This window comes from Streptomyces sp. NPDC047841 (genome assembly GCF_040704085.1).
In the GTDB taxonomy this organism is placed as follows: Bacteria; Actinomycetota; Actinomycetes; order Streptomycetales; family Streptomycetaceae; genus Streptomyces; species Streptomyces argyrophylli.
In genome coordinates, this window is record NZ_JBEYRP010000001.1 from 182,445 (window position 1) to 194,954 (window position 12,510).

Genomic DNA, 12,510 nt, shown 5'->3' on the forward strand with positions numbered 1-12,510 from the left:
ACTTGGGTCTGGGGCCGGTGCGGCGAGTGGGGGCACCTCCCACGCCGTTGAGGCAGTGGGGGAGCGTGCACGGCGTCGCACGGCAGACGCGAATTGCCAGACAGGCCCTAGCTCGGGCGGCGGCCCGGCAGTTCGGCCTCGATGAGGTCGGCCGCCCGCCGGGTGCCGCCCTCCTGGGCCATCTCCGCCTGCACCTCCTTGAGCCGGCGCGCGACCTCGGGGTCGTCCACCAGGGCAAGCCCGGCCTCGCGGAGGCGGTCGGCGGTGGCCTCCTCGGCGGGCAGGTGCCGGGCGACCCCGAGCCCCTGGAGCATGTCGGCGTTGCCGAACTGGTCGACGGCCTGCGGTACGGCGATCATCGGCGTCCCGGTCGCCAGCCCCTCCTGGCTGCCGCCGGCGCCCGCGTGCGTGACGAACAGGTCGGCCTGCCGCAGGATCGCCAGCTGCGGCACCCAGTCGCGCACCTCGACCCGGGCCGGCACGTCGCCCAGCTCGGCGCGGGTCACGTGCCGGCCGACCTGGAGGACGACATGCCAGCCGGGCAGGTCGCCGAAGGCGCGCACGCACTCCCGGTAGAAGGCGGGCTGCTTGGTGAAGGCCGAGCCGAGCGAGACCAGGACGACCTTCTCCGCACCGGCGGGCCGCTGCCAGTCGCCCTGGTCGGTGCGGTCGCCCTGGCAGGCGCCGACGAAGGAGTGGACGCGCTCGTCCACCCCGTCGGCGTGCGGCTGGAGCGCCTTCGGGATGAGCACGAGGGAGCGCGCGGGGTGCCCGGCGAAGGAGTCCGGGTCCTGGCTGATCCCGTTCTCGGCCAGCCACGCCGCGAACCGGGCGTAGTACGCCCGTCCGCGCTCGGTCTTCCTCGGCTCGGCCCACATCGGCTCGGCGACCTCCTCCTCGTAGCCCTGCCAGGCGACGAGGTTCGGCGAGAGCGAGATCGCGGGGACGCCCCAGCGGTGGGCGAGGACACGGGCCGAGTAGGAGGTGATGTCGTACAGGACGAGGTCGGGGGTGTCGTCGGCGTAGGCCTCGACGAGCTGCGGGAGCGCCTGGACGGCGTTGTCCAGGAACGGTTCCACGTTGTCCAGCAGGGTGGTGCCCCAGGCCTCCGGGTCGGCGTCCGGACCCGGCAGGGTGGAGGTGTAGGGCACGGGCCGGGCGCCGGTGGCGGCCACCTTCTCGGCGAAGACGGGCGGGATGGCGTAGGTGACGTGGTGCCCCCGGGCGACGAGTTCACGGATCACCTCCAGGCTGGGGTTCACGTGGCCGTGGGCGGCGACGGAGAACATGGCGATGTGGGCGGGTGCGGTCATGCCGGGAAGGCTAGGCGAGACGAGACGTCTCGTTCAATCGATTTCCCGTCCGGTACGAGGGCGTGTGCGCGGCCGGACCGGGCCCCTCACGGGCCGGCGGCCGTGCTCAGCGTTGGTAGCGGGCCAGCACCAGGTTGCCGTCCCTCTCCAGGCGGCGGCGCAGTTCGGCGAGGCCGATGGCGCCGCTGTAGTACTCCTGGTAGGCCGGGGTGGCGACCTTGTCCTTCCACTCTGGGTAGCCGCGCACGGACTGGGCGGGCGCCGGGCGCAGCCGGGACGCCAGGGCGGTGCCGGTGGCCCAGCCGTTCTCCGTGGTGTGCAGGGCCGGGTCCTTCAGGGCCTCGGTGCCGGTGGGCAGCATCCAGTCGCCGAGGGCGAGGCGGACCATGTTCCGGGGCCGCAGCAGGAAGTCGATGAACGCGACCGCCTCCTTCTTGTGCGGGCAGTCGGCGGAGACGGACAGCGTCTGCGGGCTGACGCCCTGGGTGAGCCCGTCGGCGCCCGCCGGTGCGGGCAGCACCTCCCAGCGGAAGCCCTCGGGAGCCTGCTGCGCGATCTGCTGACGGTAGGAGAAGCCCAGCGGGACCATCGCGTACCGGCCGCCGAAGAACCCCGGCAGCGTGTCCGAGCCGCCGCTGCCCAGCGTGGAGGCGGGCGCGCTGTGGTCGACGGCGACCTGGTCGTGCACGGTGCGCGGTACGACGGCGTCCCCGGCCGTGAACCGCACGGTGACCTTCCCGTCCGCGCCCCGGTGGAACAGCCGCCCGCCCGCCGACAGGGACAGGTTGAGCGTGGCGGAGACGGGCTCCCTCAGCGGCCAGGCCACGCCGTACCGCCCGGGCCCGCTGAGCCGCTTGGCCACCTGCCGGAACTCCGCCCAGCTCCACGGGTGTTCCGGTGTCGGTATGCGCACCCCGGCCGCGCGCAGCCGGTCCGTGTTCGCGATCAGGACACGGGGTTCCTGGAGGAACGGCACGCCGTAGACGCCGTTCCCGAAGGCGGCCGCCTCCCAGCTGCTCTCCGGTATGCCGGACCTGAGCCGGGCGGGCAGCAGGCCGGTCAGGTCGGCGAGGTAGCCGCCGTGGGCGAAGTCGGCGAGGTCGTCGGAGGCGTCGTGGATGACATCGGGGGCCTCACCGCCCTCGAAGGAGGTGAGCAGCTGGTCGTGCACGCCGTCCCAGCTGCCCTGGACGTACTCGACCCTGACGTCCGGGTGGGACGCGTTCCACTCCTTCACCAGCTCCTTGTTGGCGGTGACGGACTCCTGCTGCCAGGCCAGGGACTGGAAGCGCAGGGTGATCGGGCCGCCGTCCGCCCGGCCGCCCGGGGAGCAGCCCGCGAGGAGCAGCAGGAGCACGGCCAGGACCAGGGCGCCTCTGGTCCGCGACAGCTCTTGGGCGCCCATCAGCTCTTCACCGCCCCGGCGAGCAGGCCGCCCGTGATCCGCCGCTGGACGAGCGCGAAGACGGCCACGGAGGGCAGGGTCGCGAGGAACGCGGCGGCGGCGAGCGGGCCGAGGTCGGCCACGCCCTCCGCGCCGATGAAGTGGGTGAGGATCACCGGCAGGGTCTGCCTCTGCGGGCTCTTGAGCAGCACCAGCGCGAAGAAGAACTCGTTCCACGCGGTGACGAACGCGAACAGGGCCGTCGCCGCGATGCCGGGTGCCAGCAGCGGCGCGGTCACCGACACGAGTGTCCTCAGCCGCCCGGCGCCGTCCACGGCCGCCGCCTCCTCCAGTTCGGCGGGCACCGCCCGGACGTGCCCGGTGAGCATCCACAGCGCGAACGGCAGCGCCCACACCACGTACACCAGCACCAGTCCGGTCAGGGAATCGACCAGCCGCAGGTTCTTCAGCACCAGGAACAGCGGGATGATCACCAGCACGAAGGGGAACGCCTGGCTGACCACCACCCACCCCGTGGCGGCCCGGGTCAGCCGGGAGCGGTGCCGGGCCATGACGTAGGCCGTCGGGGTCGCGAGCAGGACCGCGACGACGGCCGTGCTGAGCGCCACCAGCAGGGAGTTCAGCGCGGCGTGTGCCAGCGGCTGCTCCGCGAACGCCTGCCGGACATTGGCCCAGGTGGGGTGGCGCGGGATCCAGGCCGGGTGCGGGCTGCCCAGCTCGCGGGGGGACTTGAGCGCGGTGGACAGCAGCCACAGCAGGGGGAAGGCCAGGAAGAGCAGGTAGCCGAGGAGGGCGGCGTACTGTCCGGCGCGGGCCGCGCGGCGGGGCCTCACGCGTCCTCACCGCCGCGCAGCCGGCCGGCCAGGAACACCGCGAGCAGCACCGCGACCACCGCGACGAGCACGCAGCCCATCGCCGCCGCGTAACCGAACTGACCGTAGCGGAACGCCTCTTCGTAGGCGAAGAGCATCGGCAGCCGGGTCTTCCCGCCGGGTCCGCCGTTCGTGAGCACGTACACCAGGGCGAAGGAGTTGAGGTTCCAGATGAGGTTGAGCGAGGTGATGGCGAGGGCCACCGGTCTGAGCGCGGGCCAGGTGACGGTGCGGAAGCGGCGCCAGGCGCCCGCGCCGTCGACCGCCGCGGCCTCGTGCAGTTCGCGCGGGACGTTCTGCAGTCCGGCGAGCAGGGCGACCGTGGTCTGCGGCAGGCCCGCCCAGACGCCGACGACGATCACCGCGGGCAGCGCGGTGGCCAGGCCGCTCAGCCAGTCCCGGCCGGTGCCGAGGCCGAGGTCGCGCAGGGTTTCGTTGAGGACGCCGGCGTCCGGGTTGTAGACGAGGCGCCACATGATGCCGACGACGACCTCGGGCATCGCCCAGGGCACGATCGCGAGGGCGCGGGCCAGGCCGCGCAGGCGTAAGTCCCCGCTGAGGAGGAGGGCCAGGCCGAGCGCCAGCAGGAACTGCGGCACGGTCACGCCGGCCGCCCAGACCAGCCCGATCCGGAACGACTCCCAGAACAGGGTGTCGTGCAGCAGGTCCCGGAAGTTCAGGGCGCCGGTCCACCGGGTGGCGGACGTGCGGCCGGACTGGGCGTCGGTGAAGGCCAGCCCGATGCCGTAGAGCAGCGGGCCGACGCTCAGCAGGAGGACCGGGATGAGGGCGGGCAGGACCAGGAACCAGGCGCCGTGATCGGTGACGCGGCGACCGGCCGGCCGCCGCGCTCCGGCCGGTGGTGTCCGCGCCTCGACCGCTGCTGTCACGGAATCAGCCCCTTTGCCCGCTCCGATTGGCGTGTTCATGTTCGTGAAGGCCCGGTACCCCGTCAAGGGACCGCGCACGACGGCCGGGGCCGCGCCCGGTGGCCGGGCCGGTCGGTGCGAGACTGGCCGGGAACCGGACGGAACACGGCACGGGAAGACGGCACGGAGGCAGGACGATGGACGAGGCACGCGCGCGGGACGTACTGGCCGCGGCGGGAGTGCTGCCGGACCCGGCCCGGGACGCACGGCTCCTGGCCCTCGGTGAGAACGCGGTGTTCGCGGCCGGCGGCCTGGTGGTGAAGGTGGGCCGGGACGCGGAGCTGCTGGGGCGGGCCGAGCGCGAGCTGGCCGTCGCCGGCTGGCTGGCCGGGGCGGGTGTACCGGCGGTCCGGGCGGCCGAGCCGAAGCCGCTCCTGGTGGACGGCCACCCGGTGACCGTGTGGCACCGGCTGCCGGATCCCGTACGGCCGGCCGAGCCGCGGGACCTGGCCGTCCTGCTGCGCGGGGTGCACGCACTGCCCTCTCCTCCCTTCGGACTGCCGCCCCGCGATCTGCTGGGCGGTGTGGAACGCTGGCTGCGGCTGGCGGGCGACGCGATCGACCCCGAGGACGCGGCCTTCCTCCGTGCGCGCCGGGACGGCTTCGCCGCCCAGGCAGCGGCGCTGACGCCGCGTCTGACGCCGGGGCCGATCCACGGGGACGCGCTGCCGCGCAATGTGCACGTCGGCCCTGACGGACCGGTCCTGGTCGACCTGGAGACCTTCTCCGCCGATCTGCGCGAGCACGACCTGGTCGTCATGGCTCTCTCCCGTGACCGGTACGGGCTGCCCGCCGAGGCGTACGACTCCTTCACCGAGGCGTACGGATGGGATGTGCGGGAGTGGGAGGGCTGCGCGGTCCTGCGCGGCGCCCGGGAGACGGCGAGCTGCGCGTGGGTGGCCCAGCACGCGCCGTCCAACCCCAGGGCGCTGGCCGAGTTCCGGCGCCGGGTGGCGTCGCTGCGGGACGGGGACGTGACGGTGCGGTGGTATCCGTTCTGAGGGTGCTTCCGGACGCGGCTGCTGTCCGCCGCGACGCGCCCGCGGGCCGGAACGGCTACGCGGGCCGGCCCCCGGTCAGCTCACGCAGGGGCCAGCTGCCGTCGACCACCGCGTCCGCCTCGCCCTTGCGTCGCAGGAACGCCTGGAAGTCCGCCGCCCACCGCGCGTACCACTCGATCTGGCTGCGGTGCAGTTCCACCGGGGCGAGGGACGCTATCTTCGGGTGGCGGTCGGCTATCGCGGACGCGAGCCGCGCGGCGGCGAGGGCGTCGGCGGTGGCGTTGTGGGCCGCTCCGAGGACTATGCCGTACTCGGCGCAGACCGCCTCCAGATTCCGCTTGCCGCGGCGGTAGCGGTCGACCCAGCGGTCGATGGTGTAGGGGTCGATGACCGGGGCGGGGTGGGTGCCGCCCAGCCGGTCGGTCAGGGACGGCAGACCGTACCGCCGCAGTTCCGCCGCGAGCAGCGTGAGGTCGAAGGCCGCGTTGTAGGCGACGACCGGAACACCCGTCTTCCAGTACGACACCAGGACGTCGGCGATGGCGTCGGCCACCTGGTCGGCCGGGCGGCCCTCGGCCGTCGCGCGTTCGTTGCTGACGCCGTGCACGGCGACCGCGTCGGCCGGGATCTCCACGCCCGGATCGGCCAGCCATTCCCGGCGCCCCATCGGCTCACCGGCCTTGACCTCGATCACGGTGCCCGTGACGATGCGCGCCTCGCGCGGATCGGTGCCCGTCGTCTCCAGGTCGAAGCCGATCAGCAGCTCCTGGTGCCAGCCCATGGGCGGCCCCCCTTCTTGGTGGTGCTTTCCCCCAGTGGCCTCCACCATCGCACGCGGCACTGACAATCAGACGCCGGCGTTCCGCTTCTCGGCCCCGAACGAGCCCGCGCCCGGCCCGCACCGGGCCCGCACCCGGTCCCGGTCATTCAGGACACGGGACGCGAATCCGCCCAAGTCAGCTCGAATTCCTCGCGATACGTCGGGAAGAGGCCGACTTCGCCCACATCGTCCGACTTGACCAGCCGGCTGCCGTTGCGCAGCACCAGCACCGGCGACTCCATCCCCCGCGCCCCGCGCAGATAGGACTGCACCACGGCCATGCCGTCGGCGCCGTCGCCGTCCACCAGGTAGGCGGTGAAGCGGGGCGTCTCGTCGTACACCTGGATCTCGAACGCGCCCGGGTCGCGCAGCCGGGACCGCACCCGGCGCATGTGCAGGATGTTCATCTCGACCGAGCGGCTCAGTTCGCCCCGTTTCATCCCGAGTTCGCGTTCGCGGCGCTTGACCGAGCTGGAGGCCGGGTTGAGGAAGAGCAGCCGCACCCGGCAGCCGCTCTCGGCGAGCCGGACCAGGCGCCGCCCGGAGAAGTTCTGCACCAGCAGGTTGAGGCCGATGCCGATGGCGTCGAGCCTGCGGGCGCCGCCGAAGATGTCCTCGGCCGGGAACCGGCGCAGCAGCCGCACCCGGTCGGCGTGGACGGCGACGACGTCGGCGTACCGGTCGCCGACCAGGTCCTCGACCGCGTCGACGGGCAGCCGGCGCGCCGAGGGGACGTCACCGCCCGCGCCGAGCATCTCCAGCAGCCGCGCGGAGGCCCGCTCGGCCTGGCTGAGGACCGCTTCGGACAGGGCCCGGTTGCGGGAGACGACGTTGCGGGTCACCTCCAGCTCGTCCAGGGCGAGTTCGAGGTCCCGCCGCTCGTCGAAGTACGGTTCGAAGCACGGCCAGTGCTGGACCACCAGCTCGCGCAGCTGGGGCAGGGTGAGGAAGCTGAGCACGTTGTCGTCGGCCGGGTCGAGCAAGTAGCCCTTGCGGCGGCTGACTTCGCGGACGGCGACCGCGCGCTGCACCCACTCCTGCCCGGCCGGGCCGGCCGCGGCCACCACCCACTCGTCGCCGTGGACCGGTTCGTAGATCGGCCGCAGCACGGCCGCCACGACCGCACGCAGCCGCTGTTCGACGAGGTTCAGCCAGATGTAGGCCCGGCCGGCCCGCTGGGCGCGGGTGCGCACCTCGCGCCAGGCGTCGGCGTCCCAGTCCAGCTCCGGACCGATGGAACCCGCGTCCATCGGCCGGGCCAGGGACACCGCGCCGGGCGGGACGTCTGTGGAGTTTCCCTCGTGACCCTCGTCACCAGGAGGCAGCTCCAGCCCTCCCGAGCCCACCCGTGCACCGCCTTCCGCTCCCCCGGGCCTTTCCCGTCTCAACGATCAAGGAAGGGTACTCCGCGAGCGGTCGGCGGTGCAGCCGGATGGACAGGTCGGTTTCCCGTCCGCCGTGCTCAACTACGCCATTCCCAGTGTCCGTTCTGCCATGCCAGGTCCTTGGGAGTGAGCGGATTCATAGCCGTGACGTCCCGCGGGGCGATGGAGAAGCCCTGCCAGTGCACCGGCATGGGCTGCTGGTCCTCGTCCCGGGCGATGTGGTGGAAACCGACGTTCACCCAGACCACGGGGTGTGTGAGGGTCTGGCCGCCCACCCACTTGTCCACGGACTTCGGGTGGCCGCTCGCGCACGTCGGGTTGTTGCTGGCGAACAGCTCGCACTTGTCGTACTCGGTGACGTACATGTCGTGCTTGGTGAAGCTGCGCCCCGGATACCTGGTGGTCGGCCCAGGCACCAGCTCGTACGAGCGGGCGTGGCCGTCCTTGTTCTTGCCGGTGGCGCTGACCACCCGCCACCAGCGGTAGGTCTTGTAGTCGCCCGCGAGTTCCTTGCCGACCTTGGTGCGGGTGGTCCTGGCGGTCGGGCCCTCCCGCCCGGCGGGGGCGCTGACGGTGGAGTCGTACTGCTCGACCTTCGTCTTCGACGAGCCGTCGAGGCCGAAGTCGAGCCGCCAGAAGACGTTGTGGCTGTGGCTGGTCGCGTAGTCCCGGGCGCCCTTGCCGATGGGCCAGCCGCGCCCGTCCTGGGCGTTGTAGTCCTCGAAGGAGAGGCTGCCGGTCGCGCCGACGTTCATGTTGATCGTGCCGTCGTCCTGGAAGCGCCACTCGGTGATGTACTCGTACCAGCCGACCTGGTTGACCGTGTAGACCAGCAGGTCCTTGCCCTGCTGCTGGTAGGTCTTGCCGGACTGGAAGAGGTCGTGCATGCGGTAGGCGTGGCCACGCGAACGGGTGGTCGTGCACAGGCCCTTGACGTTCGGGTGGCTCGGGTCGCCGTCCGGGACCTTGACGGTCTTTATGGTGCCGCCGGGGCATTCGCCGGGCGACAGATCCATCAGTTCCTGGGCGAAGTCCTGGCCCGTGAGGTCGTAGTACTCGTGCTTCCCGTCGTCGTACGGGACGTGGATCTGGCCGAGTCTGGCGCTGTTGAGGACCTTGATCGGCTTGGCCTCGCCCTTGGGCTGGTAGGAGATGTTCTCCAGGACGAGGCCGGCCTTGCTGTCGTAGCGCCAGCACATCCGCCAGGCCGTGCCCGTGGCCAGCTTCTGTTCGATCGTGTAGGCGGCGCTGCAGCCGGGGACCGCCGCGGCGGGCGCGGCCTGCGGCCGGGCCGCGGCCGGGCCGGCGAGCGTCGTCGCGCCGGCGGCCAGCGCGGCCAGGGACACGCCGACGGCCGCGGCCGTGCGGGCGGCGCGGCCGGTGACTCGCGGCCGGACCGCGCCGGACAGGTGCTTCTCGGGCATGAAGAGGTGACTCCCTTACCGGAGGTACGGGTCTGTGGGTCGGGCGGACGGCCGGTCAGCCGCGGTCGAGCGCGGCGGTCTTGCGGGCGCTCAGGTCGATCACGAGGTCCCTGGTGTCGATCCACGGCCCGTTGCGGACCTTGGAGAACAGCCGCACGCACCGGTGGACGCCGCACGTGTCGAGCACCGCGGGCTGGGCGCCCGGCGAGGCCTCGTAGATCCCGCCGCTCAGCTCCAGCTGGTCCGGCGAGGTGAGGTCCTTGCCGGTGGCGTCCTTGTAGTCCGCCTTGAGGCCCGCGCCCAGCGGGCTCGCGATCAGGATCCGGGCCGCCTCGGCGTTCTCGGCGCGGCTCGGCGGCGGCTGGACGCCCTGCTGGGTGCCGCTCTGTTCGACCTTCCCGGTCCTCAGGTTGACGGTCCTGGTGACGAGTGTGTCGTTCCGGTAGTCGTAGAAGGTGACGTCGGCGCGCCGTGGCGCGTCCGGGTCGTCCGCCTCGGCGGCCTCCGGCTCGGCGAGGTCGACGCTCAGCCGCTGCGGTCCGCGGTCGCCGTCGACGTCCCGGGCGGTGGCCGAAAGCCGGCCCGCCGCGGCGATCTGCCCGACCCGTCGCAGCTCGTCGTCGGTGAGCGGGTCACGGCCCGTGCCCTGCTTCTCCTCCGCCGGCGCCGGCTCCACGACACCGGGCGGTGCGGCGTCCGGGTCCTGCCCGGCCTGCCGTGCGGCCCGCGTGCCTCCGCCCGCCCCTGCGGAGTCGTCCGCGCCCGCCGTGCCCGGCAGGGTGACCGCCACCATCGCGGCGGTCCCCGCCGCCGCGAGGGCCGCACCGGTCAGCACTTTGCCCAGATGGCGGTGGACTGTCTCACGCACATTCTCCCCCTACTCCCCCCTGGTCCCCGGGAGTACGTATCTGCCCCGCTGGTTCGGCGCACGGCGGGTACCAGAACCGCCGAGCGCACTGGTCACTTGATAAGAGGGCACGCGAGCCACGGGAGGTTGCCTCACTTTCGGACGAGACTCGGGGCCGACGCGGCCCCCGGCGGACGGCACACCTGGGAGAGTCGTATCCATGCAGGTCTGGCCTGGCGAGGCGTATCCGCTCGGCGCCACCTATGACGGCGCCGGAACCAACTTCGCGGTCTTCACGGAGGCCGCTGACCGAGTAGAGCTGTGTCTGCTGCACGACGACGGCTCGGAGACGGCGGTGGAACTGCGCGAAAGCGACGCGTTCGTGCGGCACGCGTACGTGCCGGGCGTGATGCCCGGACAGCGGTACGGGTTCCGGGTGCACGGACCGTACGACCCCGGACGGGGACTGCGCTGCAACTCCGCGAAACTGCTGCTCGACCCGTACGCGAAGGCGATCAGCGGGTCGGTCCGGTGGGGCGAGGAGGTGTACGGCTACCACTTCGGCGAGCCCGAGAGGCGCAACGACCTGGACTCGGCGCCGCACACCATGACCTCGGTGGTGATCAACCCCTACTTCGACTGGGGTGACGACCGCCCGCCGCGCACCGAGTACCACCACACGGTGATCTACGAGGCCCACGTCAAGGGCCTGACCATGCGTCACCCCGGGCTGCCGGAGGAGCTGCGCGGCACCTACGCGGGCCTCGCCCACCCGGCGATCATCGAGCACCTGACCAAGCTCGGGGTGACGGCGATCGAGCTGATGCCCGTGCACCAGTTCGTGAACGACCACCGGCTGGTCGACATGGGCCTGAACAACTACTGGGGTTACAACACCATCGGCTTCTTCGCCCCGCACAACGCGTACGCCTCCTGGGGCGACCGCGGCCAGCAGGTGCTGGAGTTCAAGTCGGCGGTCCGGGCGCTGCACGAGGCCGGGATCGAGGTCATCCTGGACGTGGTCTACAACCACACCGCCGAGGGCAACCACCTGGGTCCGACGCTGTCCTTCAAGGGCATCGACAATCCGTCGTACTACCGGCTGACGGAGGACCCGCGCTACTACATGGACACCACGGGCACCGGGAACTCGCTGCTCATGCGGTCCCCGCACGTGCTCCAGCTGATCATGGACTCGCTGCGGTACTGGGTCACCGACATGCACGTCGACGGCTTCCGCTTCGACCTCGCGGCGACCCTCGCCCGGCAGTTCCACGAGGTGGACCGGCTGTCGTCGTTCTTCGACCTGGTGCAGCAGGACCCCGTGGTCTCCCAGGTGAAGCTGATCGCCGAGCCGTGGGACGTGGGCGAGGGCGGCTACCAGGTGGGCAACTTCCCGCCGCTGTGGACCGAGTGGAACGGCAAGTACCGGGACACGGTCCGGGACCTGTGGCGGGGGGAGCCGCGCACGCTCGCGGAGTTCGCCTCCCGGCTGACCGGCTCCTCCGACCTCTACCAGGACGACGGCCGCCGTCCGCTGGCCTCGATCAACTTCGTCACCTGCCACGACGGCTTCACGCTGCACGACCTGGTCTCGTACAACGAGAAGCACAACGACGCCAACGGCGAGGACAACCGGGACGGCGAGAGCCACAACCGGTCGTGGAACTGCGGCGCGGAGGGCGAGACCGGCGACCTGGAGGTACTGGGGCTGCGCGCACGGCAGATGCGGAACTTCATCGCCACGCTGATGCTGTCCCAGGGCGTGCCGATGATCAGCCACGGCGACGAGTTCGCGCGCACCCAGCGCGGCAACAACAACGCCTACTGCCAGGACAACGAGCTGTCCTGGCTGGACTGGCCGGAGTCCCTGGAGAGCGATCTGCTGGAGTTCACGCGGGCGATGGTGTGGCTGCGCCGCGACCATCCCGTCCTGCGCCGGCGCCGCTTCTTCCACGGCCGTCCGGTCGAGGGCACCCACGACGAGCTGTCCGACATCGCCTGGTTCACCCCTGAGGGCGGCGAGATGACCCAGCAGGACTGGGACTCGGCGCAGGCGTCCGCGCTGACCGTGTTCCTGAACGGCAACGCCATTTCCGAGCCCGACGCCCGCGGGGAGCGCATCACCGACGACTCCTTCCTGCTGATGTTCAACGCCTCCGCCGAGCCGCTGGACTTCCTGGTGCCGGTCGACCACGGCCGTCAGTGGCAGGTGGTCGTGGACACGGCCCGCCCGGAAGGGGTGCCGCCGGGAGCGGGCGCGAAGGTGGCGGCCGGCGACCGCATCACCTTGCCGGACCGCAGCCTGACGGTGCTGCAACGGCCGGCCTAGGGGGCCGCGAGGGTCGCGCACCGCGGGGAGCCGTTCCGACGCGCGCGTAGGGGTGTCGCCGTTGCCTACGCGCGCGTGGGGGTCGTCCCGGCGGCCCGCGCGTGCGGTGCCGGGCGGCGCGCGCATCGCTCGGCCCGCGCTCCCCGGCCCGCCAGCCGCCGGCCCGCCAGTCGTCGGTCGGC

At 72.3% G+C, this 12,510-nt stretch carries 9 protein-coding genes and 1 pseudogene; 2 read left to right on the forward strand and 8 right to left on the reverse strand.

Translation table 11 applies throughout. From position 1 onward, the window contains the following. Positions 1-107: 107 nt before the first annotated feature. From mgt to AB0947_RS00790, 4 genes and pseudogenes are all read right to left on the reverse strand, one after another. A pseudogene (gene mgt, locus AB0947_RS00775) lies at positions 108-1,350 on the reverse strand (macrolide-inactivating glycosyltransferase). Between the two features lie 69 nt (positions 1,351-1,419). Further along, positions 1,420-2,718: a sugar ABC transporter substrate-binding protein gene (locus AB0947_RS00780; RefSeq protein ID WP_366748118.1), complete on the reverse strand. Its 1,299-nt coding sequence runs from the start codon at positions 2,716-2,718 to the stop codon at positions 1,420-1,422. Further along, positions 2,718-3,551, reverse strand: coding sequence for a carbohydrate ABC transporter permease (locus AB0947_RS00785; RefSeq protein WP_366748119.1), 834 nt, complete (start codon positions 3,549-3,551; stop codon positions 2,718-2,720). Before AB0947_RS00785 ends, AB0947_RS00780 begins: the two co-directional genes overlap by 1 nt. Continuing rightward, positions 3,548-4,480, reverse strand: coding sequence for a sugar ABC transporter permease (locus tag AB0947_RS00790; protein ID WP_366748120.1), 933 nt, complete (start codon positions 4,478-4,480; stop codon positions 3,548-3,550). Before AB0947_RS00790 ends, AB0947_RS00785 begins: the two co-directional genes overlap by 4 nt. Before the next feature lie 176 nt (positions 4,481-4,656). On the opposite strand from AB0947_RS00790, the gene AB0947_RS00795 reads away from it, so the two are divergent. Continuing rightward, positions 4,657-5,520 (forward strand): aminoglycoside phosphotransferase family protein, encoded by an 864-nt coding sequence (locus tag AB0947_RS00795; RefSeq protein WP_366748121.1) that lies wholly within the window; start codon positions 4,657-4,659, stop codon positions 5,518-5,520. 55 nt (positions 5,521-5,575) lie between these two features. Here AB0947_RS00795 and AB0947_RS00800 read toward each other — a convergent pair whose 3' ends face one another. From AB0947_RS00800 to AB0947_RS00815, 4 genes are all read right to left on the reverse strand, one after another. Next, on the reverse strand, positions 5,576-6,301 hold the full coding sequence (locus AB0947_RS00800; RefSeq protein ID WP_366748122.1) for a 3'-5' exonuclease: 726 nt from the start codon (positions 6,299-6,301) through the stop codon (positions 5,576-5,578). 146 nt (positions 6,302-6,447) lie between these two features. Beyond that, on the reverse strand, positions 6,448-7,686 hold the full coding sequence (locus tag AB0947_RS00805; protein WP_366748123.1) for an SAV2148 family HEPN domain-containing protein: 1,239 nt from the start codon (positions 7,684-7,686) through the stop codon (positions 6,448-6,450). Positions 7,687-7,802: 116 nt separating this feature from the next. Next, positions 7,803-9,149, reverse strand: coding sequence for a copper amine oxidase (locus AB0947_RS00810; RefSeq protein WP_366748124.1), 1,347 nt, complete (start codon positions 9,147-9,149; stop codon positions 7,803-7,805). A gap of 55 nt (positions 9,150-9,204) precedes the next feature. Further along, complete coding sequence (locus tag AB0947_RS00815) at positions 9,205-10,017, reverse strand: Tat pathway signal sequence domain protein (protein WP_366748125.1); 813 nt, start codon at positions 10,015-10,017, stop codon at positions 9,205-9,207. Positions 10,018-10,216: 199 nt separating this feature from the next. Here AB0947_RS00815 and glgX point away from each other — a divergent pair, with 199 nt between their 5' ends. Then, a complete protein-coding gene (glgX, locus tag AB0947_RS00820) occupies positions 10,217-12,328 on the forward strand; it encodes a glycogen debranching protein GlgX (protein WP_366748126.1) in 2,112 nt (703 codons plus the stop codon). Positions 12,329-12,510: the final 182 nt, after the last annotated feature.